This window comes from Variovorax sp. Soil_C_26 (assembly GCF_057657075.1).
In genome coordinates, this window is record NZ_JBDGJC010000004.1 from 531,903 (window position 1) to 555,336 (window position 23,434).

The 23,434-nt window shown below is 67.9% G+C and carries 22 protein-coding genes; 15 read left to right on the plus strand and 7 right to left on the minus strand.

Features of this window, described 5'->3' with window-relative positions:
• The first annotated feature begins 7 nt into the window (after positions 1-7).
• Complete coding sequence (locus AC3A6G_RS15245; protein WP_487865554.1) at positions 8-1,465, plus strand: PepSY-associated TM helix domain-containing protein; 1,458 nt, start codon at positions 8-10, stop codon at positions 1,463-1,465.
• Between the two features lie 53 nt (positions 1,466-1,518).
• Here the strand turns inward: AC3A6G_RS15245 and AC3A6G_RS15250 are convergent, their stop codons facing one another.
• The 3 genes from AC3A6G_RS15250 to AC3A6G_RS15260 form a co-directional block, all read right to left on the minus strand.
• Positions 1,519-1,875 carry a helix-turn-helix domain-containing protein gene (locus tag AC3A6G_RS15250; RefSeq protein ID WP_487860067.1) on the minus strand — a complete coding sequence of 119 codons (357 nt, stop codon included), beginning with the start codon at positions 1,873-1,875 and terminating at the stop codon, positions 1,519-1,521.
• Positions 1,868-3,220, minus strand: coding sequence for a type II toxin-antitoxin system HipA family toxin (locus tag AC3A6G_RS15255; RefSeq protein ID WP_487860066.1), 1,353 nt, complete (start codon positions 3,218-3,220; stop codon positions 1,868-1,870). The genes AC3A6G_RS15250 and AC3A6G_RS15255 overlap by 8 nt, the downstream gene beginning before the upstream one ends.
• 92 nt (positions 3,221-3,312) lie before the next feature.
• Positions 3,313-5,535 carry a TonB-dependent receptor gene (locus AC3A6G_RS15260; protein WP_487873941.1) on the minus strand — a complete coding sequence of 741 codons (2,223 nt, stop codon included), beginning with the start codon at positions 5,533-5,535 and terminating at the stop codon, positions 3,313-3,315.
• A gap of 268 nt (positions 5,536-5,803) precedes the next feature.
• Here AC3A6G_RS15260 and AC3A6G_RS15265 point away from each other — a divergent pair, with 268 nt between their 5' ends.
• A complete protein-coding gene (locus AC3A6G_RS15265; protein WP_487873942.1) occupies positions 5,804-6,943 on the plus strand; it encodes a hypothetical protein in 1,140 nt (379 codons plus the stop codon).
• Positions 6,944-7,070: 127 nt separating this feature from the next.
• On the opposite strand, the gene AC3A6G_RS15270 is transcribed toward AC3A6G_RS15265, so the two are convergent.
• Positions 7,071-7,871, minus strand: coding sequence for an extracellular solute-binding protein (locus AC3A6G_RS15270; protein ID WP_487873943.1), 801 nt, complete (start codon positions 7,869-7,871; stop codon positions 7,071-7,073).
• Positions 7,872-8,320: 449 nt separating this feature from the next.
• Here AC3A6G_RS15270 and AC3A6G_RS15275 point away from each other — a divergent pair, with 449 nt between their 5' ends.
• Both AC3A6G_RS15275 and AC3A6G_RS15280 read left to right on the plus strand, forming a co-directional pair.
• Positions 8,321-8,716, plus strand: coding sequence for a GNAT family N-acetyltransferase (locus tag AC3A6G_RS15275; RefSeq protein ID WP_487873944.1), 396 nt, complete (start codon positions 8,321-8,323; stop codon positions 8,714-8,716).
• Positions 8,717-8,736: 20 nt separating this feature from the next.
• A complete protein-coding gene (locus AC3A6G_RS15280; protein WP_487873945.1) occupies positions 8,737-9,357 on the plus strand; it encodes a hypothetical protein in 621 nt (206 codons plus the stop codon).
• A gap of 116 nt (positions 9,358-9,473) precedes the next feature.
• Here the strand turns inward: AC3A6G_RS15280 and AC3A6G_RS15285 are convergent, their stop codons facing one another.
• Together AC3A6G_RS15285 and AC3A6G_RS15290 are read right to left on the minus strand one after the other, a co-directional pair.
• Positions 9,474-9,863 carry a DUF1428 domain-containing protein gene (locus tag AC3A6G_RS15285; protein WP_487873946.1) on the minus strand — a complete coding sequence of 130 codons (390 nt, stop codon included), beginning with the start codon at positions 9,861-9,863 and terminating at the stop codon, positions 9,474-9,476.
• 36 nt (positions 9,864-9,899) lie between these two features.
• Entirely contained in the window at positions 9,900-10,586 is a 687-nt protein-coding gene (locus AC3A6G_RS15290) for a peptidoglycan DD-metalloendopeptidase family protein (protein WP_487873947.1), read from the minus strand.
• Positions 10,587-11,197: 611 nt separating this feature from the next.
• Between AC3A6G_RS15290 and AC3A6G_RS15295 the strand changes: the two genes are divergently transcribed.
• The 11 genes from AC3A6G_RS15295 to AC3A6G_RS15345 all read left to right on the plus strand — a co-directional run bounded on the left by AC3A6G_RS15295 (position 11,198) and on the right by AC3A6G_RS15345 (position 21,480).
• The gene (locus AC3A6G_RS15295; RefSeq protein WP_487865560.1) at positions 11,198-11,680 is read left to right on the plus strand and encodes an Hcp family type VI secretion system effector; all 483 of its coding nucleotides are present in this window, start codon (positions 11,198-11,200) and stop codon (positions 11,678-11,680) included.
• Between the two features lie 5 nt (positions 11,681-11,685).
• On the plus strand, positions 11,686-13,944 hold the full coding sequence (locus tag AC3A6G_RS15300; protein ID WP_487873948.1) for a type VI secretion system Vgr family protein: 2,259 nt from the start codon (positions 11,686-11,688) through the stop codon (positions 13,942-13,944).
• A gap of 6 nt (positions 13,945-13,950) precedes the next feature.
• A complete protein-coding gene (locus AC3A6G_RS15305) occupies positions 13,951-15,276 on the plus strand; it encodes a DUF2169 family type VI secretion system accessory protein (protein ID WP_487873949.1) in 1,326 nt (441 codons plus the stop codon).
• On the plus strand, positions 15,276-15,632 hold the full coding sequence (locus AC3A6G_RS15310) for a DUF4150 domain-containing protein (RefSeq protein ID WP_487862981.1): 357 nt from the start codon (positions 15,276-15,278) through the stop codon (positions 15,630-15,632). Before AC3A6G_RS15305 ends, AC3A6G_RS15310 begins: the two co-directional genes overlap by 1 nt.
• 7 nt (positions 15,633-15,639) lie before the next feature.
• Positions 15,640-16,827, plus strand: a complete 1,188-nt coding sequence (locus tag AC3A6G_RS15315) for a hypothetical protein (protein ID WP_487862980.1) — start codon at positions 15,640-15,642, stop codon at positions 16,825-16,827.
• A gap of 26 nt (positions 16,828-16,853) precedes the next feature.
• Entirely contained in the window at positions 16,854-17,336 is a 483-nt protein-coding gene (locus AC3A6G_RS15320; RefSeq protein ID WP_487862979.1) for a hypothetical protein, read from the plus strand.
• A gap of 16 nt (positions 17,337-17,352) precedes the next feature.
• The gene (locus AC3A6G_RS15325) at positions 17,353-18,342 is read left to right on the plus strand and encodes a hypothetical protein (RefSeq protein ID WP_487873950.1); all 990 of its coding nucleotides are present in this window, start codon (positions 17,353-17,355) and stop codon (positions 18,340-18,342) included.
• Entirely contained in the window at positions 18,335-19,867 is a 1,533-nt protein-coding gene (locus AC3A6G_RS15330; protein WP_487873951.1) for a S8 family serine peptidase, read from the plus strand. Before AC3A6G_RS15325 ends, AC3A6G_RS15330 begins: the two co-directional genes overlap by 8 nt.
• A gap of 11 nt (positions 19,868-19,878) precedes the next feature.
• On the plus strand, positions 19,879-20,115 hold the full coding sequence (locus AC3A6G_RS15335; RefSeq protein ID WP_487862976.1) for a hypothetical protein: 237 nt from the start codon (positions 19,879-19,881) through the stop codon (positions 20,113-20,115).
• A gap of 53 nt (positions 20,116-20,168) precedes the next feature.
• Entirely contained in the window at positions 20,169-21,083 is a 915-nt protein-coding gene (locus AC3A6G_RS15340; protein ID WP_487873952.1) for a DNA/RNA non-specific endonuclease, read from the plus strand.
• 145 nt (positions 21,084-21,228) lie between these two features.
• Entirely contained in the window at positions 21,229-21,480 is a 252-nt protein-coding gene (locus AC3A6G_RS15345; RefSeq protein ID WP_487862974.1) for a DUF378 domain-containing protein, read from the plus strand.
• Between the two features lie 45 nt (positions 21,481-21,525).
• Here AC3A6G_RS15345 and AC3A6G_RS15350 read toward each other — a convergent pair whose 3' ends face one another.
• Positions 21,526-23,295: a tannase/feruloyl esterase family alpha/beta hydrolase gene (locus AC3A6G_RS15350; protein ID WP_487873953.1), complete on the minus strand. Its 1,770-nt coding sequence runs from the start codon at positions 23,293-23,295 to the stop codon at positions 21,526-21,528.
• Positions 23,296-23,434: the final 139 nt, after the last annotated feature.

Genomic DNA, 23,434 nt, shown 5'->3' on the forward strand with positions numbered 1-23,434 from the left:
GCCGGCCATGGCCCGGCTCCACACCTGGACCGGGCTGTTGTTCGGCTGGATGCTCTACGCGATGTTCCTCACCGGCGCCGTGAGTTACTTCCGCGAAGAAATCTCGCAGTGGATGCGGCCCGAGATCCTCACGCTTGCGCAGCCGCCCGACAGCGCCACGAGCGCTGCGCTGGCCATCGCTGGCTTGCAGCAGCTCGCGCCCGGCGCGTCGCAGTGGGTGATCGACCTCGTCGACGAACGCGACAACACCGTCGGCGTGTCATGGCGCGCGGGCGACGCGCAGGGTCGCGCGATGCTGGACCCGCTCACCGGCAAGCAAGTGCGCGCGCGCGAAACTCACGGCGGCGAGTTCTTCTACTACTTCCATTTCTCGCTGCACTACCTGCCGCGCACGGCAGCGCGCTGGCTCGTGGGGCTGGCAACGATGTTCATGCTGGTCGCGATCGTCAGCGGCGTGCTCACGCACAAGAAGATCTTCGCCAGCTTCTTCACCTTCCGTCCCGGCAAGGGCCAGCGCTCATGGCTGGATGCGCACAACCTGCTGTCGGTGACCGCGCTACCGTTCTACTTGATGATCACCTACACCGGCCTGGTCACGCTGATGACGCTGTACATGCCTTGGGGTGCCGACAGCGCCTCGGCGTCGCAGCCGATGCAGCGCCAGCTGCTGCGCGCGGAGATGACGGCGCTGGTGCCGCCCGCGCCGGCGAGCGGCATCGCGGCGCCGCTGCCCGAGGTGGCGCCGATGCTGCACGAGGCCGAGCGGCGCTGGGGCACCGGGCGCGTGGCGCGGCTGATCGTCGACAACCCCGGCGACGCCGCATCGCGTGTGCGCGTGGTGCGCGGCGACGAGGGCCGTGTCTCCGTCAGCCCGCGCTACCTGGTGTTCGATGCGCACAATGGCGCCTTGCGCGAGGCCAGGGATCGTTCGCCGCCCGTGGCCGAGACTTGGGGCGTGCTCTATGGCTTGCACGTGGCGCGCTTCGCCGGTCCCGCGGCGCGCTGGTTGTTCTTTCTGTCGAGCCTGGCGGGTGCCGCGATGGTCGCGACGGGGCTCGTGCTGTGGACGACGAAGCGGCACGAGAAGCAGGCCCGCGATGGGCGGCGTTCATGGTTCGTGCTGCTGGTTGCACGACTCAACGTCGCGGCCGTGGCGGGGCTCCCCGTGGCGATGGCCGCGTTCCTCTGGGGCAACCGGCTGCTGCCGGTCGGGTTGGCCGATCGCAGCGCGTGGGAGGTTCACGTGTTCTTCATCGCCTGGGGGCTCATGGTGCTGCATGCGATCGCGCGCCCCGTCCATCGCGCGTGGCGCGAGCAGTTCTCGATCGCCGCTGTGCTGTGCGCGGCGCTGCCGCTGTGGAACATGCTGGCGGGGCATCGTCTTGCGGGCTTCGAATTGACGCTGCTTGCAGTGGCGGCGGTCCTGGCCTTCGTGGCATTCAAAGCGCGACGGCACGGCGCATGACGCCCTGGCGGTGATGCGCCGCCGTGCAATGTCGCCATCGGCATGGGAGCGGACTATTCTGCACCCGATCCGGATTGGGAAGAGGCCGCAGCCTGTGTCTTCTGCGCGAGATCGCGCCACGACACCTGCTCGTCGCTGTGGGGCACGAAGCCGACATGCAGCCCGAAGATGTGCGCGATCTTGTTCAGTGTGTCGACGGTCGGGTTGGCCTTGTCCGCTTCGATCAGCCGCAGGCTCTGCACGCTGAGGCCACGATGCTTCGCGAACTCCGGTTGCGTCAGCTTGCTGATGCGGCGCATCGCCGCGACGGCCTGGCCCACGGACATGCTGCCCGAGGCGATGGCCGCGTAGAACTCGCCGCGGAGCCGGCGCTCGAGCTCGGGGTCGGTATGCCTGCGCCGTTTATCCACGACCGCGCTCCCTCGTTGGGTTGCGGGGGACGAGATCGGCAAGCGCCAGCAGCTGGTCAGCCTGTTTGTCGATGGTCGCGCGACATGCCTCGATCACGTTGGACTCGATCCCGCAGTCCCGGGCGAACTCGGGCAGGTTGGCGACGATCGGCGCAAAGTCGTGCAGGGCCGTGGCAATGGCGCCGCGCTCGGGGTCGTCCACCTCGAGGCTTTCCAGCACGGCCGTCCAGTTGTCCTGGGTCTTTCCGACGGCATCGCGCCAGTGGCAGCCGCGGACGACGACCTCGCTGTCGAGGAACATGGGTGCAAAGTCGAACACCGGCGTGAGCTGCACGGTGCCGTCGACGAGCCGCTGCACGGCCGTGTTGCGCGCGTGGTTGTCGGTGTTGCGCATCGCCAGGTTCAATACGTCGCGCCGGATGAACTCGATGGTCTCGCCGAGCGGATCGAAGACGACGCGGCGCAGCCCCTTCAGCAGCGCTTGTTGGCTTCTGGGGATGCCGAATCCCCGCAGATCGCAGAGGCTCGCGAGGCTCTCCTGGTGAAGCCTGTGGACATGACCGTCGATGACCTGGCGATCGAAGCGCCGGACGAACAGGAGCTCGCCATGCAGGTCGGGTGCCGCGAAGGTTCGCATGCCGCAGGCGGCGGCGAGCCGCAGGTAGCCTGCCTCGTTGCGGAGGACGGCACGGTCTTCTTCGCTCCTGCCGCGGGGAAGCTTCACGAGCCAGTGGGCCTGGGCGCGGTCGTCGGCCAGCGCCATGTCGGCAAACCATCGTTCATCATGGTCGACGCTCAGCAGGAACTTCGGCGCGACCCCCTGCACACCCGTCGTGCCCGACGCGAGCATCGCGTGCAGTGAAAGGTGGTCGAGAAAGTCCTGACTGCGCTCGAGCACGTCGCCGATGTCGAAACCCCGAGCCGTTGCGGGGTCGGGATTCTTGCGGGCCTGGTCCACGAAGAAGGCGAGGGCGCTCTCGAAGCGCAGGCTGCCGATCGGGTTGAATGCGCCGGCCATCACCAGCGGCACGACCAGGTTGTCGCTGTCCGCGAGGCTCAGCGCCTCGAGCAGGTACCTGCGGCCCTTGCCCTGCGGCACGAGGTCATAGAGAAACGCCGGCGCGCGACGATCCACCTCGCGGCCGGTAGGCCCTTCGATGAACCGGTCCGGCGCCATGCCGATGGGCAAGCCCAGCGCGACCGGCCAGGGATCCGGCGCACCGAAGACATATTCGGGCAGGTACTCGAAGCGGCATTTGTCGGCGCCGAGCGGCTGGAGGGTCGCAGCGGGATGCCACGCGCCATCGCGGTGGATCTGGATGGTGGTGGCGGCCGAAGTGGTCATGAATTGACCATCATGGTACCCAAAAAGCCAGCTTGTAGGTCGCTATTTGGTTAGTTTGATAGACAGATCGACGGACGCCCTCGCACCGCTGCTCAGAAGTCGATGCTCGCCGAAAGGCTCACCGTGCGCGGCGACCCGACGAACAGGTAGCCCGCCGTCGACGTGCCCCAGTAGTTCTTGTCGAGCAGGTTCTCCACGTTCATGCGAAAGGTGACGGGCTTTCCGCCGATACGCGTCGCGTAGCGCGCACCCGCGTCGAAGCGGTTCCAGCCGGGGATGTGCAGCGTGTTGGCGGGATCGACGGCACTCCTGCCGGTGTGGATCATCCGGCCCGTGAGCGTCAGCCCGGGCGCGAACGGCAGGTCCCATTCGGCGCCGAGATTCAATTGCCAGTCGGGCACGCCGATGGCCTTCTTCCCTTCGAGTGCAGCCGTCGCCGCCTTGGTGATCTCGCCGTCGAGGTAGGTGACGCCGCCCAGCACGCGCACGCCGCGCGTTACCTCGCCGGCCAGCGTGGCTTCGACGCCGCGGTTGCGCTGCTCGCCGAAGACACCGAAGGTCGAACCCGAAACGCCTGCGCTGGGTTTTGTCAGCTCGAAGAGGCTGACCGCCGCCACCATGCCGCCGTCGAGTTCGAACTTGACGCCGACTTCCTTCTGCTTCGACTTGTAGGGCGGCATGACCGCGCCCGGGTTGCTGATCGCCGCGCTGATGGGCGCGACGTCCCCGCGCGACAGGCCCTCGATGTAGCTCGCATAGAGAGAGATGTCGGGCCGCAGTTTGTAGACCACGCCGGCCACGGGCGTGACCGCGCTCTCGTCGTAGGCGTCGCCGCTCGGCCTGCCGGTGGAGAAGTCGTAGTCCTGGCCGGCCACCTGCTGCCGGCGCAGGCCCAGCGTCACGCGCAGCCGGTCGTCCATGAACGACAGCGTATCGGCGAGCGCTACGCTCGTGAGCTTGGTGTCGAGGTACGGGCGCAGCGGGTTGCTGATGCCGGCGGTGGATGGCGTCGGGAACAGCAGGCCGGCATAGAGGTTCGAACTGCCGCCCGGGTAGCCCGTGTAGAAGCCCAGGCCCTGTTCCTGTTCGAGGCGCGAGAGGCTCAATGCCACTTCATGCTTCACGGGACCGGTCGAGAAACGGCCTCGGAGGCCCGCGTCGAGCGACTTGCTTTCCACCGACATGCGCTGCCAGCCGCCGAAGAAGGCGTAGTCGCCCGCGGTGTTCAGGATCACCGGGTTCGACGCGATCGCGTCCCAGTTCAGCTTGCGCTGGCCGTAGCTTGCATAGGCGGTGAGATTGTCGCTGAAGTCGTACTCGGCCTTGAACACTGCCGAGCCGTTGCGCCCATCGGTCCAGCCCAGGCCCGGGTACGGGTAGGTGTTGTCCGGCGCGCGCGGCACGGCAGTGAGCGCCGGACCCGCCTGGAACTGCCGCACCACGTTGTCGATGCGCTCCTGCTGCGCCAGCAGGTCGAGCGAGGCGCGCAGCGCGCGGCCGCGGTAGTCGAGCGCGACGGCGCCCAGGCTCTCGCGCGTGGACTGGCCCTTGATGGCCGTGTCGCCTTCGCGCTGCACCGCATTGACGCGCACGCCGAAGGCGCCGTCCGGCCCGAAGCGGCGGCCGATGTCGACATGCGCGCCGAAGACCGCGTCGGACGAGAAGCTGCCGGTGATGCGCGTGATCGGTTCGCTTTCCGCGCGCTTGGGCACGAGGTTGACCACGCCGCCCACGCTGCCGCCGGGCGTCATGCCGAACAGCGACGCCGACGGCCCCTTGATGACCTCGACGCGCTCGACGGCTTCCAGCGGGGCGCGCCAGTAGGGCGTGACGCCGAACACGCCGTTCAGCGCGAAGTCGCTGCTGGGCACGCTGAAGCCGCGGATCGTGACGTCTTCGTTGATGTTCGATCGCGCACTGCCCATGCGCACCGATGGGTCGGCCGCCAGCACGTCGGCGACCGAGCGTGCCTGGTCGTTCTCGATCGTCTGGGCGGTGTAGCTGGTGACGCTGAAGGGCGTTTCCATGACCGCGGCGTTGCCGAGGATGCCCATGCGCGCGCCACGGCCCACCTGGCCGCCCTGGATCGCGGGGGGTGGCGCGTCGATCGAATCGCGTTGCTCGGTGGCCGTGACGAGCGGCAGCGTCGCGGCGGACGGCGCGGGGTCGTTCGCCGCTGCGTTCGGATTCCCGGTCTGCGCCAGTGCTGCGCCTGCGCCCCACACCGCGCTGGCGGCAAAGGCGGCCTGCACAGCCGCGGCCAGCCTGGTTTTCTGTCTTGCCCCGCGCGGGGCTTTCCACTGAAGGTCGGTCATAAACACGCGATCGTTAATGTAATGAGAATTGTTTGCATCCGCATCGCAAAATGTCAAGCGCCAGACGGCGAGCAGCGGCCTCGCCAGCGGAGGTGGGACACCGCGCTTGATGCGGTGGAAGCGACCGGCTACATTGCGCCAGAAGCGGCTGTGGCCGAGTGAACAAGTGATGAATCGGCTTGATCAGACGTTCTGAATTCCGCTGAGGTCAAGTGCTGCCGAGCACGGGAGGAATGATCCGGCGACAAGACACGAGAGGGAATCTTCTATGGTCAACCGGTCCCTGTTCACCGACGTGGAGAACCTGTTTCTCAAGCGATCGGTCGCCCTCAAGGAGCACGAGCGGCAGCTGAAGTCGGAGGTTGGGCTGCCGGGCGAACACAAACCACACGCTTACGCACGCCATGGCCACCAAGCGGGCTGGGAGCAGCAGGTCATCCGGGCGGCGACAGGCATCACGCCCGACCAGTCGTTCGACCCGACAGGAACGGGCGCCAGCATCCGCACATGGCGGCTTGCCTCCCTCGGCGGCGTGTTCGGGTCGGTCTACACGAGCCTGCCGCCCATCGGCGAATACAAGACCGGAGGTGGCAACGTCGCCGGTGGGTTTGCCACGCCCGAGGCGCAACAGGATGCCGTCCTCAAGGTGAAGACCAAGCTGGCTGTTGTCGGCCAGAACACCTGGGCCGAGTTCAAAGACAAGACGACCAACAAGAAGGGCATGTTTCCCATTGGCTGCGTGGTGCTCGTGGAGCCGGCTGGAGCGGCTGGGGACGGCAGATTCTTCGGCCTGGGATTCGCCCGGCGCAACGCCGACCATTACACGCCTACGAGCCGGGAGTGTGTCGACGCCCTGATCGCCGCTTACCGCGCCGGCACCACGGTTGCCGCCATGAGGAATCAGCTCGCCGCGTTGAACCCACCGGTCCGGGTGCGGATGGTGTTGCTGAACAGGGCGCCCACCAAGCCGCTGTGCGAGTCCGTCGATGAATTGCTCGATCTGCTCAGCCTGGACGTGGTATCACAGAAGGCGGTGTCGGGCGTGTTTCGCCGCGCGTACAGCTATGGCCGCAAGGGGCAGGCGAAGGTGGACCCGATCCCTTACAACAGGGCGACGGGCCAGAAATTCGTGCCAGGCACGCCCGAGATCGTGCCGGTGGCGCCCGAGTTCAACAGCCCCTGGGGGCAGATCACCATGTTCCCCAGCACCGACGAGCCAGGCTGGGCCCCACAGCTCCCCAAGTCCTTTCAAGAGACGGTCTCCTCGGGCCTGATCACGGTGGACCCGAAGGATGCCCTGAAGACGGCGGGCATGAGCTGTGACGTGAACAACTATGTGTGGACAGGCCGAACCAGGGACACCGCGCGGGTCGTCAGGACGCATGTGGTGCCTGCCTGGGCGAAATAGCCGTGGCCCCCAGGCGGTCGCCGAGCGCGCCCACCGCCGTGACGATTGACTCCTGTTCCGAGCATCGCAGCTCAACACCGCGGTCGGCGAAGCCTGCGTGAGGTCGGCTCGACGCGCGCCCCTGGGATCACGGCGGAAGAAAACCCGCCTGGCGCAGCGCGCTCTGGCCCGCGCCGCTCACCAGCGAATCCGCGAAAACCAGTGCCTCAGGGGCAGCGCCTTGCCGAGCAGTGAGGCCGTACTCGGCGCTCACGTTGATGCGCGAGGGCACTTCGATCACCTGCAACGCCGGCGCTTCGGCAACGGCCGCGGCGGCGCCGGTGCAGTAGGTCAGAAAAACGTCGGCCTGGCCGGAGGCCACCAGCATGCCGTAAACATTCCGGCCGGGCGGTGGCGGCGGCGAGTTCGGCCCCCCGGTCAGTTGCAATGCCTTGGCAGCCAAGGCATTGGCTGAACCAGGCGCCGCGGCGCCCGTGCGTTCGACCTTGTCGAACAGTTCGAACGCATAGTCGCCCGACGGATCGGCCTTCGGTGTCGACGTCCCGAGCTTGACGCCTGGATCCAAGAGGGTGGCTACCAGCGTTTCGCGCGTGATGGCAAGACCCGGTCGCGCCAACGCGCAGAGTGCATTGCGGGCGAACGCCCGGGTACTTCCATAGCCGCCTTCGGTGCTGAGAGACTGGGGATGCGCCATGTTCGCGGAGGCGAAGACATCGGCCTTGTGGCCGGCCGCGATGCGGTCGCGCAGCAAGCCCGATGCACCAAAGCTCAATACGACGCGCGTGCCGGGGTGCGCCTGCTCGAATGCCCGCGCTGCCTGCGTTATCGGGCCGCGCAGGCTGCCAGCCGCAAAGACCGTGACCGTCGACTCCTGTGCCACCGCCGATATGGAAGATGCTGCGGATGCGAGCGTCAGCGTCAATTCCACTCCACGGCTTGTCCGACTATTTCGTTGCATTTGGAGAGCTGAAGGAGCCCCGTCCCACGACGTGCCAAGTTCTTGGAGAGCCTCAAGCGGAGGAATAAAGGTGAGCGAAGACCAAGCGACCGACATGCGCGACAGAAGGCATCGGTTGGGGCGCAGGCAATGCACGACCAGCCCTCCAACTCGCCGATCGTTGTCGCGTTGCATGTCGTCCCGAATCGAAGTACTGTGCGGACCTTCAACGATTTTGGGGCAGACCTCATGACAATACCTGGCATCCAGATTGTCGAGGCGGCCGATGAAGCCCGCGCCGTTGCTGCCGTGGTGCTGGCGTTCGGCTCGGACCCGGCGGCGCGCTGGACATGGCCTGAACCCGAGCAGTACCTCCGGCACTTCCCGGCGTTCGTCCATGCCCTCGGGGGCAAGGCATTTCCCATAGGAGCGCCTATTGCATGGACGACCATGCAGGCGCGGCGCTGTGGCTGCCACCGGGAGTCAGTCCGGACGAAGAAGCGCCAATGGCCCTGCTGCAGCGCACGGGCTCGGCGGGCTTCAGACGGGACGGCCCGGCGGTTTTCGAGCAGATGGGGCAGTATCACCCGCAAGAGCCGCATTGGTATCTCCCGTTCATCGGGGTCGATCCCTCCCGTCAGGGCGAGGGGTTCGGTGCGGCCCTGATGAAACACACGCTCGCTCCGTGCGACCGTGAGGGCGGGTTGGCTTACCTCGAATCGTCCAACCCGAAGAACATTCGGCTGTATGAGCGGTATGGGTTCAAGTTGCTGGGTACGATCCAGGTGGGAACCTCGCCTCCCATCTTCCCGATGCTGCGCACGCCGCGGCGGTGAGCGCACCCAAGGAGTGCCGCATGGATGAACGGTCCGAGCGATCCGATCTGCTGGCGGCCCTGACGACGGAGCATTTCGTGCTGCAGACGGCGAACAACTCGACGTACTCGGAGGCCGCCGCCCGAAGCACGCTTTATGTCATGGCGCTTTCGAGCTCGCTGGTGGGCATCGGTTTTGTCGCCGGCTCCACGGACCTGCTGATCCCGTTCGCTGCGATCGTGCTCCCCGTGGTGTTCCTGCTGGGCATCTTCACCGTCGTGAGGCTCGTGGAAACCGCCCTCGACAGCATGGACTGCATGCAGGGTATCGCGCGGATCCGTGGCTACTACCGCAGCCTGGGCCCGGAGGCAGCCCACTTTTTCGCAGTCGAACACGGCCGTTGGCCCGAAACGGAAGGTTCCGCGCTCAGACAGGGGTTGGTGTTGGCCTGCTTCGGCACCACGGCGAGCATGATTGCGGTTATCAACAATGCGGTCGCCGGCGCAGGCGTCGCATTCCTCCTGCGCTTCCTGCTGCCCTCGGCGTCCTACTGGGTCACCGGCTTGTCCGGCATCTTCACCGCTGTGGTGCTGACGTTGCTGTTTTACGCGTACCAGCGCTGGCGCATCGAGGAGCGGTATGGAACGCGGCCGTCCGAGTGACCACATGAATGGTATGCGGTCAATGAACCCCGTCCTTGAGCCGCAGGCTCGGCGCCGCGTACAAGGGCGTTGATCTAGCTGCAGGTGACATCTGATGCGGACCGAGGACGACGGCTCTACAGCATTGGAAGAAATCCGCCGGCAATCAGGCGTGAGCCATCGAATACAGGCGCTTGCCCGTCGAACTGCATTCGCGGGTCGGCCGTCAACTTTGCCATTCCCGCATCCCTCGTGGCTTTGTCTGGCCATTCGACCCAGGACATCACTACGGTTTCGCCGTCGTGGACGCCGGCTGCTTCGAAGAAGCCGCTGTATCCATGTTCTTCAAGACGGGCAGTTTCACCATGGTACGAGGATGCCTGCGGCCCGCTTTCATCCAGCCAACACTCCATGGTGCGCAGTGCACCATGTTCCCGCAGCACCTGGGCGGACAGCCTAGCCATCTGTTGGTACGCCGCCTTGTTCGCCCGTGGCACAGGCACTAGATAGCAGTCGATGTAGTTCACTTGGGATTGGCCCGGGGAAAGCGCGTGTGGGGCCGGCTATTTTGTCGGCAGATAGAGCCGCGGATCGACGGCCTTGCCGCGGTAGCGAATCTCGAAGTGCAGCTTGGCGCGGCCGCCCTGCTCCGGGCCGATCTCCGCGATCTTCTGGCCGCGCTGCACGCGCTGACCCTGCTTCACGCCGACAGTGCCCACGTTGGTGTAGATCGACATGTAGGAGCCGCCGTGGTCGACCATGATGACGCTGCCGTAGCCGCGCATGTTTTCGGTCGCGGCCACCGACCCGGCGCCGATCGCCTGCACGGCCTCGCCGGGGCTGCCGCCGATGTCCAGGCCCTTGTTGCTGTTGCCGTTGAAGCCGGCGATGACCGGGCCCTGGGACGGCCAGCCCCAGTCGCTGCGCCGCGAGGCGGGCGGGACCACGGGGTCGGGCTCGCGGGGTGCGGGCGCAGGCCGGGCTTTTCCGGTACTGCTGCTGCTGCGCGGCGGAGAGGCCGCAGCCGCCGAGCCAGCACCGCCGGGCGGCACCATGCGCAGCACCTGGCCCACTTCGAGCTGGTCGGGGTTCCTGATCTGGTTCCAGCGCGCGATCTCGGCCGTCGTCCGGCCGGCACGCTGCGCGATGCGGTAGAGCGTATCGCCCGGCTGCACGACGTATTCACCGGGGCCCGCCACCGGCGTCCCGGGCGTGGTGGTGGAGCATGCGCCCACCAGCAATGCCGCCATCAACGCGGCGCATGCGCCCCTCCTTCTCCCGATCAAAACCACGCGTTGGTCCTTTCCTGAATCATCCGAATCGCGCCACCTCGCAGTCCGAGGCGCGCATCGACAACCCGGCAAGGCTACCAGCCTGCCTAGCGTGGATCGGCCCGGTCCTCGCGCGGCAATCGGGCGTCGAAGGCCGCATGCTGCGAAATGAGCTGCGGCTTGCCGCATTTGCCGCAGCGGTAGAAGCGCAGCCAGGGCAGCATGCGCATCCAGGGCCGGCGACGCACGCGCGCCAGGTGATGAGCGTCGCAGGTACACGCGGAAAAAAGGGATGGCATGGGTTCGTCCGATTCGATAGGCGTCGTTCGTGCCCCGCTGCCAGTCGCCGCGTGGGGTCTTGCATCGAGGATGCAAGGTGCAATTTTGTCAACGAATTGTGACCAGCGCATTCTTTGGCTCGAAAAATAGAACTTATGAACTGTTTTTTTGTTGCACCTGGGAGCCCGAAGAGCACGAGCACAAGAAATTGCGCGACGTTGCGCCGAATTCCATCGACTTGTCACAGTGGGGTCTGAACATCGCCTCTCCAAGCCGCCCGTCGGGCTGCAACCACAGAGGAACGATCCACCATGGCAGTAGACATGTTCATGCGCGTCGAAGGCGCGAACGGCGAATCCAAGGACGCGAACCACAAGGAGTGGACCGACATCAGGTCGTTCGCCTGGGGCGCCACGCAGCCCGGCAACATGGTCAGCGGCGGCGGCGGCGGCGTCGGCAAGGCCAGCTTCAACGACCTGCAGGTGGTCGCGCGCATCGACAAGGCCGCCCCGCCCGTGCTCAAGAACTGCGCGAGCGGCAAGCACCTGAGCAAGATCGAGGTCTCGGTGTGCAAGGCCGGCGGCGCGCAGGTCGAGTACACGCGCATCACGCTCGAGGAAGTGCTGGTCACCTCGGTGCAGTACACGGCCGACCAGGACAGCGACGCCGTGCTGGTGCAGTACGCGTTCCAGGCCGCCAAGGTCAAGCAACAGTACTGGGAGCAGACCGACAAGGGCGGCAAGGGCGCCGAGACCGTGCTGGGCTGGAACATCAAGGAAAACCGCGAAGGCTGATCCCGATGCTCCCCGGCGCTGCGCTTGCGCGCGTGCTGAGCGTCTCGTCGCCGGCCATGCCCGCGCTGGGCGGCGAGCCGGCGCTCGAGCCCGTCGCGATCGAGGGCGACGAGGGGCTGAGCACGCTGTTTCGCTACACCCTCACCCTGGCCACCCCCGAGCAGCCCGGCTACAACGAGCGCCAGGCCGCCAACGTCGCCATCAAGCAGCTCGTGGGCGAGCCGCTCACCGCGCACATCGTGCTCGACGGGCGCCCGGGCAGCGGCCCGGCCCAGCGCCATCTCTCGGGCCTCGTCACGCGCGTGCGCTTCCTGCGCCTGGAGAACCGGCGCGCGCTGTACGAAGCCGTGATCGAGCCCTGGCTCACGCTGGCCACGCGCACCAGCGACTACCGCATCTTCCAGAACCAGAACGTGCTGGACATCGTGCGCGAGGTGCTCGGCAAGTACGGGTTGGCGTTCGATGTGCGCGCCACGCGCAGCTACCCGCCGCGCGAGTTCCAGGTGCAGTACGGCGAGACCGACCACGACTTCGTCGCGCGCCTGCTGCACGAGTGGGGCCTGTACTACTACTTCGAGCATGCGCAAGACAGCCACCGGCTGGTGATCGTCGACGACATGGCCTCGCACCAGCCCTTCGCGCATGCGGGCTACCAGCGCATTCCGTTCCACGCGGCGGAAGCCACCGTGCGCGAGGAGCACTGCGACCGCTTCAATGCCTGCGAAGAGCTGCAGAGCGGCCGCTGGGTGACCGACGACTTCGACTTCCAGCGCCCGCGCGCCGAGCTGCAGCAGGTCAGCGCGATGCCGCGCAAGACGGCGCAGGCCAGTTGGGAGCGCTATGGCTGGCCTGGCGACTACGTGGTGGAGTCCGAAGGCGAGCAGCTGGTGCGCACGCGCATGGAAGAGACCGGCAGCCAGGGCGAGCGCGCGAGCGGCGCGGGCAACCTGCGTGCGGTGGTGCCCGGCTGCCTGGTCGCGCTGGAGCGCCATCCGCACAACGAGTCGAACCGCCAGTACCTGGTGACCGCAGCGCACCTGCGGCTGCAGGACGTGGGCGACGCGAGCGCGCAGCAGCCGTTCGAGTGCCGGGTCGATTTCGAGGTGATCCCCGCGAGCAAGGTGTTCCGCGCGACAGCGCCGCCGGTGCCCAGGCCGCGCACCACGGGGCCGCAGACGGCGATCGTCACGGGCCCGGCGGGCCGCGAGATCTGGACCGACGAATACGGCCGCGTGAAGCTGAGCTTCCACTGGAACCGCTACTGCACGAAGGACGAGAACAGCTCGTGCTGGGTGCGCGTGTCCTCGCCGTGGGCCGGCACCCAGTTCGGCGGCATTCAGGTGCCGCGCATCGGCCAGGAGGTGGTCGTCGACTTCGAGCACGGCGACCCGGACCGGCCGATCGTGACGGGGCGGGTCTACAACGCCGACAACATGCCGCCCTGGAAGCTGCCGGACAACGCCACGCAGAGCGGCATGCTCACGCGCAGTTCCGAAGGCGGCAGCGGCGAGAACGCCAACGCGCTGCGCTTCGAGGACAAGAGGGGCCAGGAGCAGGTGTGGCTGCATGCCGAGCGCAACCAGGACATCGAGGTCGAGCGCGACGAGACGCACTGGGTGGGGAACGACCGCAGCAAGACCATCGACCACGACGAGACCGTGCATGTGAAGCACGACCGCACCGAGACCGTCGACCATGACGAAACCATCACGGTGCACAACGACCGCACCGAGACGGTCGATGGCAACGAGACGATCACCATCCACAAGAACCGCACCGAGACCGTGGACCTCGACGAGACCATCACGGTGCACCAGAACCGGAGCGAGACGGTCGATCTCGACGAGACCATCCGCATCGGCATGAACCGCAGCGAGCAGGTGGGGCTCGACGAGACCATCGACATCGGCAAGCACCGCACCGTGACCATCGGCGGCGCGAAGATGGAGACCGTGGCGCTGGCCAAGGCCGAGACCATCGGCCTGGCCAAGGCGCTGACCATCGGCCTCGGCTACCAGGTCAGCGTGGGTGCGGCCATGAACACCAGCGTGGCGCTGATGCAGACCGAGCAGGTGGGGCACTCCAAGCGCGTGGACGTGGGCCGGACGCTGACCCTGCAGGCCGGCGACCGCATCGAACTGGTGTGCGGCAGGAGTTCGCTGGTCATGACCTCGGATGGCGCGGTCAGCATCCAGGGCGCGTCGTTCGATTTCACGGCCAGCGGCCCCGTGCAGATCAGCGGCAACGACATCGACCTCAACTGAGAAGCCGTGGCGTTTCGCAACCTCACGCCTTTCGACGCGATGTGCTTTCGCGCCGCGACGCCGAACGACCGCGAGTACCGCGTGGTTGCGATGAAGGTCGGCTACCGGCTCGTGCGCGGGCGTCACGGCCAGTGGCAGGCCGAGGTGAACGACCGTGACCCGGTGCCCCTGACGCTGGCCGACGCGTACTGGGGCGAGGAGGGCGCTTCGAGCCCGCGCGAGGAGAGCGACCTCGCACCCTTCAAGCCGCGCTGCGACGTGATCGTGAATGCCACGGCCCATGCGCCCGGCGGTGCGCCTGCGGCCGAATGGGAGGTGCGCGTGAAGGTGACGGCCGGCCGGCAGTGGCTGCAGCCGCCCGAGCCGCCCAGACCGGTGCACCCCGGTGCGCGGCTGACGCCGCGGCAGCAGGCCGCGTGGCATGCCGAGCAGCAGCGCGCCGAGGCCCTGGCCGCGCCGCGCGCGGTGCTCGACAAGCGGCTGTGCATCAGCGGCCCCTCGGTGCTCCATCTGCGCAACGGGCGCGAATGGACGCGCACGGCATCGCAGCCCATCGCGAGCCTGCCGGTGCGCTGGGAACATGCGCTCGGCGGCCGCAGCATCGTGCGCCGACCGGATGCGCAGGCAGACGCGCCACCGTGGCTCGACGAGGTCTGCTTCTCCAACCCGTTGGGCTGCGGCTGGATCGAGCAGCGCGAACTCGAACAGGCGCGCGGTGCAGGCCGGCCCGCGATCGAACGCATCGCAGCGCCGCAGATCGAAGCGGCCGGAACCCGCATTGCGCAGCCGGTGATTGCGCGGCACGCGCGCGCCGGCCTCGATGCGCGCGCCATGGGCGAGGCGGCCTGCAGCTACGGCGCGACGCCCGCCGGGCTGGGCGTGGTCGGCCGCGCCTGGGCGCCGCGGCTGGCGCTGGCCGGCACCTACGACGATGCCTGGCTGGCGCAGCGCCATCCGTGGCTGCCGACCGATTTCGACTTCGGCTACTGGAATGCCGCCCCGATCGACCAGCAGATCCCTTACCTGCCCCCCGATGCGTGCATCGCGCTCTGGAACCTGAGCGATCCCGCATCGACGCCCGACGGGCATTTGTCGGTCACGCTGCCGGGACACCGTGCGCTGGTGCTCGCCAGGCTCGACAACGGCGCGCTCCTGCCGCTGCCGATGGTCACCGACACGCTGCTCGTCGACGCCGAGGCCCTCACGCTGTCGCTGGTGCACCGTATCTGGATCCCGTCGGACGCGCCCGTGCGCGTCGTCGAGGCGCGCTTCGAGACCGATCCGCAGGCGCCGCTGGTGCGGCCCGTGCGTGCGGCATCAGGGGTGCATTGATGAGCGCGAACGTCGCGGCCCGCAAGGAAGGCAGCTGGCGCGTGGTGAGCCTCGCGCCCGACGTGTGCAAGACGCCGATGGGAAGCGCGGTGCCGCCCGTGCCGTACCCGGTCACTGCGCAGCTGCAGACCACCACCGCGGTGGCGAACAGCGTGCGCGCCAACGGCCATCCGGTGGTGGTCTACGACATGAGCGTGGTGCCCACCACGCTCGGCGATGCGGCAGGCGTGGCCAAGGGCGTGAAGAGCGGCACCGTGCAGGGCAAGTGCTACCCCAAGGACCACAGCGGCACCGTGCGCGCCGAGGGCAAGCTGCTCGTGCGCCATGACGATCTGTTCTGGATGAACGGGAAGTAGGGCGCAGATGGCGGTCACCATCGACATCACACCGGCCTTCACCCGGCAGGTCGGCGGGGGCGGGCGGCTGGTCGGCTACAACCATGCCGACGCCGTGTCGATGCACTACTTTGCGTCCGAACTCGGCCCGGCGGAGCAGACATGGCATATGTCGCACGAGCAGTACGACGAACTCCGGGCCGCCCAGCCGACGCTCGAACTGCCCGAGCTCAAGCCGCGCAAGCCGGGCACGAACGCCAACGGCAACACGCTCGGCGCCGTGGTCGGCGAAACGCCCTCGGCCGCCGCCAGCGCGAAGCAGGCCAACCCCGAGGTGAAGCCCGAGACGCCCAAGGAAGAGGGCTGGTGGAGCAGCTGGGGCAGTGCCGTGGTGCACACGGTGCTCGATGTCGGCGGCGTCATTCCGGTGGTGGGCATTTTCTCGGACGGCCTCAACGCGGGCATCTACGCGGCCGAAGGCGACATGACCAATGCCGCGATCTCGGGCGCGTCGGCCGCCGCCAACCTGATCCCGGGCGGCGGGGCCGCCACCAAGGCCGGCAAGCTGGCCTACCGCGGCGGCAAGATGGCGCTCGAGGCGGCCGAGAAGGAAGTGGCCGAGAAATTGCTGAAGGAGCGCCTCGAGAAAGAGGCCGCGGAAAGGCTGGCCAGGGAGAAGCTCGAGAAGGACACCGCGCGCAAGGCCGAACCTGGCGGCGGCGGTTCGAAGAAAAAGGATTCGCAGGTCAAGAAGAAGGTCAAGCCCAAGCCCAAGTGCGGGCAGAAGGGGCCCTACAAGGACCGCTCGCAACACGACAACGAAGGGATGAACTGGGACCACATCCCGTCGCAGAAGGCGCTGCTCGAGCGGGCCGCCGAGATCAAGGGCGCGCCGCTCACCAAGGCAGAGAAGGGCGCCATCGTCGACAGCGCGCCGACCATCGCGACGCCGACCGCGCTGCACCGCGACCACAGCGAGTCCTTCGGCGGGCGGCAGCACCAGAAGGTCGATGGCATCCGGCGCCCGACGCGGGATGCACAGGACTTGCAGCGCGCGGCGAAGGAGAACACCGACAAGATCCTCGAGCACATCGACAAGTACGACCCCGGCTGCAAGGGAAAGTACCGCGAGGCCGCCGAGGAGATCACCCGGATGACGCACGACGAATGGACCAAGTGGCTGAAGCAGGCCATGAAATCGGCTAGAAAGAAGTGACTGAAAGAAAGCACAGGAGCACACGCATGACACTGAACGACCTCTTGCCCTTCCTGGGACATTCCGAACTCGACGCGAACTTCGAGCAGCTCCTGAAATCCGCGGGCGCCAGCATGCAGTCGCTGTCGGCCAAGACGCTGCGCGCCGAAGGCTCCGACGCCATCGAGCTCAAGCCGCTGGGGCTCGAACTGGCGTTCTGGGAGCGCGAAGGCTATGAGCAGAAGATGGGCGCACCGAAGGACGCAGGCCAGGCGATCCTCGCGGCGGTGTTCGCCTACGGCCCGGGCGGCAAGCGCTTCAAGCCCTACACGGGGCCGATCCCCTTCGGCAGCGGCCCGATCGCCGGGCGCGAGGAGGCGCTGGCCGCATTCGGCCTGCCGGAGACGACCGAAGAGGACGACGATGTCGTCGAGTGGGACCAGTGGACCCGGGACGGGCTGCAGGTGCGCGCCACCTACAACGACGATGGTTCGCTGTGGAACCTCTCTTACTCGGTGCCCTTCAAATGACTGCCTGCGCGACGTGATGATCGACACCCCGGCGCACGCCTTCGACACCGGCAGCCATCTGCTGGGCCACGCCTGGGAGAGCGAGCGGGTGCAGGCGCTGGTCGACGGCTGGGAACAACGCGAATGGATCGACCCTGAGGCACTGAAGCAGGCGCGGGCGGACCACCGCCTGTCACTCATCAACCGCGCGCAGGGGATCTACCTGTTCTTCACCGATGCGGACAGCTATGCGGCGCGCTACGGCAAGCCGTTTAGCCAGGGCAGCCTCGTGCTGAGCCGGGTTTCGCTGCTGCTGCACGTCGGTTCGCCATGGACGCCGTATGCCGGAACCCTGCCGCTCGGGCTGCACGCGGACGACCGGGCCGGCGACGTATTGCAGCGACTCGGGCCGGCCGCGGACCTGTGGCGTGCCGGCGCGGAGGTCTCGAAGGCGCGCTGGTCGTCGCCCGAGGCCGAGATCGACGTGGGCTTCGAGCGCGGCACGGGCCGGCTCAGGCTCGTGACGATGGCACGGCCCGCGGTGGTGCCGCCGGTGTCCGCCGTCGCCGTGCCCTCGCCCGAACAGCTCGCCAGCCACTTCGGCCACCCGCTCGAACAACTGGCGGCGGATGCCGCCTTCGCGCCCTTTGCGCTGGGCAGCAAGGCGCGCGAGATCGCAGCGTACGGCGAGGCCGACTGTTCACGCGAGCTCGGCATCGAGCTCTACTTCAAGCACGGCGCCGAGATGGCCGATGCCGCGCCCTGCCTGAGCGGCGTGCGCTACCGTGCCGACCTCGATTTCCAGAGCAGCGGCTACACAGGTCCGCTGCCGTGGGGCCTGCGCATGAGCGACACGATGGATGTCGCGATGGCGAAGGCTGCATCGCGCCCGTTGAAGGAGGCGCTGGACGGCGACGACGGCTATCAGCTCTGGCGTACCGCGCTCTGCGACGTGCATGTGCTCTACAGCTTTCTGGAAGACCGGATCTACCGCGTCACCTTGCTGGCGCACGGATGCCATGACTAGAACCCCCGGGTCCGACGGCGAGAAGATCGCTCGTTTGCTGCAGCAGCTGCGCCTGCGCCGCATCGCTGCGGAGGCGCGGTTTTCCGACGACCTCATCGTCTGGCCGCCCAAGGGCGCCGCATCCGGCAGCGCCGAGCTGGCGGCGCTGGGCGCCATGCAGGGCGTGCCAGGCCGCGGTGCGCCCCGGATGGATCTCGTCAGGCAGCTCGACGGCGCGTCGGTGATGAAGGCCAACGCATCCGCCTTGCTCGCGCTGCGCCGGAACACGCCGGGCCTGCGGGTTGCGCCCGCCGCATGGGCCTACCTTCAATACACGCGGCCGCTCGGCGACGAACTGGACGCCAGTGCAATCCAGGTGGCGGCCGGCGCCAAGGTGCGGCGCTTCGAGTTGCGCCTTGCCGATCCGCAGGGCCATCCCGTGCCGGGCGTCCGGGTCAAGGCGCTCGTCGACTGGGACGGCGCGCACGTGCCTGGGGTGACCGACGCCCGCGGCATCGCCGCGCTCGGAATCCCGGTGCTCTATCCGCGCGTGGAAATGATCCTGGTCGAGCCGGAGCACACGCACTGGTCGGTCTTCGTGAAGGGATTCGACCGCGTCGCGGCACCGAAGCGCCTCGAGGTCCGTGCCATGCCGCTGGTGCCCGATGCGTTCCGGCTGCTGTCGCACTACGCGCCCTGGGCTCCGAAGGCGGGCGCCGGCGTCACCGTCGGCGTGATCGACAGCGGCGTCGGGCCGCATGCCGACATCGCCGTGGCGGGTGGCGGCTGCTTCGTCACCGGCGAAGACGCGGCGGACTTCCTCGACAACGGCATCGGGCATGGCACGCACGTCGCGGGCATCATCGCGGGCAGGATGGCCGCGGGAACCGGCATCCATGGCCTGGCGCCGGCCTGCCGGCTGCTGGCCTACCGCGTGTGCGCGAGGACCGGCGACCGCGGGCGCGCGAAATCGAGCGACATCGCCAGCGCGCTCGAACGCGCGATCAGCGACGGCTGCCACATCGTCAACATCAGCATGGGCAGCCTCGAGCCCATGCCGGAAATGCCCGACATTCTCGACAAGGCGCGCAACGCCGGCATGGCCGTGTTCGCGGCCACCGGCAACGACGGGCAATCGCTGCTGCGCTATCCGGCCCGGTACAGCCACACCCTGGGTGTCGGCGCGCTCGGCCGCGACGCGACCTTCCCGGCGGATTGCCCCGAGAGCTTCCAGGAGAGCGAGATCCGCCGCAAGAAGGAGTTCGTCGCGGAGTTTTCGAACCACGGGGTGTCGACCGATTTCATCGGCCCCGGCGTCGCCGTGCTGTCGGCGTTTCCCGGCGACCGGTACGCGATGATGTCGGGCACCTCGATGGCCACGCCGTTCACTTCGGGCATGGCGGCCCGTCTGTTGTCAGGGAATCCGAAGCTGCTTAACATGCCCCCGGGTTCTGAAAAGGCCGACGCCATCGTCCAGATGCTGTCGCAGGGCGCCCGCAAGGTGGGCTGGCCCGCCGAGTACGAAGGGTTCGGAGTTCTGAAGTGACAAGCGTGGTATTGACCTACATGGGCAGTCCAGACCGGCAATCGTCCGCCGAGGCGCGCCTGCGGCGCTGCGTGCCCGGCGCGGTCCTGACGCCCAAGACGGGCACCCTGGTCGAGGCCCAGGTCGACGATGCGCAACTGGCCGCACTCGAACGCAACCCCGAATGGGCCGTGTCCCGAGCGGCCTTTGCGGAAATCCGCAAACCTGTCTTCAATCTGAAAAACGCACGCGCCAAGCTCGGCAAGTAGCCGAGAGGCGCCCCCGGCCGATGGCGGCCACGGGTTTTTCGGAGAGAAGTTCCATGTCCGATGCAGACATCCAGGTCGTGAGCAGCTCCTGGGCGGGAATCCAGCGCGTGGCGACCACGCCCAAGCCGCTGGAATTCTTCAGGGGCCGGCGCGGCTACGCGCCCGATTTCCTTGGCAGCGACGCCAGTGTGGACCTGCCGTCGATCAACGATGCGATCGCGCTGGACGACATCGCAGCGCTCGAAGACGGCTCCATCGAGCTCAAGTACCAGCACTTCAGCACGGTGCAGTGCATCTCGCGGCGCATGCCGCTCTATTCCGCCTGCAATGTCGATGGCGCCACATCGAAGAACGTGCCGCGCCACGACACCTGGAACTACGACGGCCGCATCCGCAAGGACTACCAGATGCTGCGCGAGGCGTATGGGCCCGGACAGGACGGGAAGTTCTCCCGCGGCCACATGACGCGCCGGCAGGACCCGAACTGGGGCTCGCTCGCGACGGCGCAGCGCGCCAACATCGACACCTTCTTCGCGACCAATGCGTGCCCGCAGTGGCAGCCCTTCAACGAAGGGCTGTGGGGCGACCTGGAGGACTACATCCTCGGCCATGCCAAGGGCGACGACAAGCGCATCAGCGTCTTCACCGGGCCCGTGCTCCGACCGGACGATCCCGAGCGCTTCGGCATCCGGATCCCGCGCGATTTCTGGAAGGTGGTTGCCTTCCTCAGCGAGGCCACGGGCGAACTGACCGCCATCGCCTACGTGATGACCCAGGGCACCTACCTCGATGCGGGCGTCGCGCGCGACCTGGAGGACTTCGGCACCTCGCAGCGACCGCTTGCGTTCATCGAGGCGGAGATCGGGCTCCGGTTCGACAGCCTCCAGGGCCGCGACGTGCTCGACGGCGCTGACATCGCCTTCGTGCAGCCGATCCGGCGCTTCACCGACACCCGGCTCGCGGGCTGAGCTGCGCCGGCAGACGCCTGCGTGCCAACTCTGCAGTTGCCTGCGAGCGTGGGGCATCGCCTACAGCCCTTTGCGAATTCGCCCGGGTCCGCGCACCCGGGTGCTCCCGAGACTCGGGCTCTTCGTCAACCTTCAGGAGCCCGGCATGGCCACACTCAGTTCGAACACTTCCACCTCGCACGTGCAAGCCACGGGCTTCAATGCGCTCGACTGGATCGCATGGGCGCTCGTCGTCATCGGTGCGATCAACTGGGGCCTCGTGGGCGCATTCGGGTTCGACCTGGTCGCGGCCCTGCTTGGTGAGATGACGATGGCGAGCCGCATCGTCTATGTCCTCGTGGGCCTCTCGGGGCTCTATTGCATCAGCATTCCGTTTCGCAAGCGCGGCGTGCATTGAGTGGGCAGCGCAGCACCTGGCGAAACGGCCCGGCCGGGCCGGGTGTCAAAAGACGCACTGGAACGAAGCTGCCAGGTTGACGTCGCCCGTGCCCTTGTATTGCGGCCACTTCGGGTAGTCGCACAGCGGCCGGGTGCGCCCGGGCACGCCCGCGGTGTCGGTCGTGACCTGCGCGCTCGGCGCGCTGCCCTGCTCGGCCCAGGCCTCGAGCGCGGTCAGCGAGTCCCAGGTCGCGTTGAACACGCTGCTGATGGCATGGCCCAGGCCGGCCACTTCGTAGTAGCGCACGAAGGTATCGACCTCGGCCGGCCCCATCTGCGACTGCAGCCGCTGGTAGTACTGCTCGGTGGCGCGGGCGCTGACCAGCACGTCGGCGAGGCCGTGCGCGAGCAGCAGCTTGCCGCCGCGCGCCTTGAATGCCGAGATGTCGGTGCTCGCGTCGAGCTGCGTGCTCAGCGCGCTGATGCGGCTGGCCCACGGCCCCGGGTCTTCCGGATCGAGCGAGAGCGAATCGAAGCTCGGATCGCGCGTGACGGAATACTTGATCCACTGGTCGGTCAGCACGCTGATGTAGGGCGCGGTAGCGGGCATCGGGTTCGCGGGCTGCGTGGTGCCGAAGGCCAGGAAGGTCACGACCGGCTCGAGCGGCGAGGTCCAGGTGGTGATGCCGGGATCGGCGCCCCAGATGTTGTAGCCCGGGTACTGGGTCTCGCCGCTCGCTAGCGGAAAGCGGAACTGGGTCGCGGTGTCGATGCTCTTCATCGCGGCGATCTGCGCATCCGACAGGCAGCTGTCGCCGAGCTCGGCGCCGCCCGCGCAGCGCAGGGGCGCGCCCTTGACCATGGCGGTGGCCGGATCGAAGCGCGCATTGCACAGCGTCTGGTGGCTGATGAGCCCGTCGGCCACGCCGTCGAGCGCGTCGCAGGCTTCCATCGCGGCGTTGTAGAGCAGTTCGCGCTTGGCCGAATTCGGGTATGCGCCGGGCTGCGCGAGCGCGCGGCTCATGCGGTGGCCGCCGAGCAGCGCGGCGGCATCGTTCCAAGCCGGGTACCAGGCGATGGCGCCGTCCCAGTCGGCGGGCCAGCGCTGGACTGCGGTGACCGCCTCGCGCCCGCCCGTCGAGCCGCCCGCGAAGTAGGCCTTGCGCGGGCGCTCGGCGTAGCGTGCCTCGACGATCGCGAGAGCGGTGTCGTGCGTCTTCTTGAGCGCATCGCCGCCGAAGTTGCGCACGGCCTCATCGTTGAGGCCGAAGCGGCCGTCCTGCGAGCCGAGCGCATTGGCCTGGTGACCCGAGTCGCTCGCGAAGGTGGCATAGCCGCGGCCCAGCGGCGTGGGCCGGTCGACAGGGCCGTTGGACACGTTGCCCTTGACGTTGGGAATACTGCCGTTGAAGCCGCCGCCGCCGAGCATCATGACCTTCTGGTTCCAGGCCGTGGGCAGCGCGACCGCAAAGCGGATGTCGGGCGCGGTGGCATCGATCGGCGCGATCTTGCCCGCGACCTCGCAGTGTTCGGGCACGGCCGCTGCGCCGGTGCCGCTGGCGGCGACCGTCTTTGCGGCCGTGACGGTGGCGCCCATGGTGGGCAGGCCGATCGCCGATGCGGGCACGGCCATGCCGACCAATTGCTCGCAGGTGAGCGCAGCGCTGGGTGGTGGGGGCGCGGGCGGTGGTGGGGGAGGCTGTCCGGCCGAAGGCGGGGGCAGGAACGGAAAGCCGCTGCCGCCGCCACTCCCGCCGCCGCAAGCGACGAGCGTGGCGCTCACGGCGAGGCAGGCAGCGACGGTCAGGGCGAAATCTCGATGGCTGGATGTCATAGGTCTCCGATGTCGTTCGTTGTGGATGCGTGCGTCCCCAAGGGACTGCCGCAGTCTCCCGCGCCGCCCGGCGCTTGCCAATGTGCGGGCCCGACATTGCATCGGGCCGCCGTGTGTGTGCGCAGGATGCCGCGTAAAC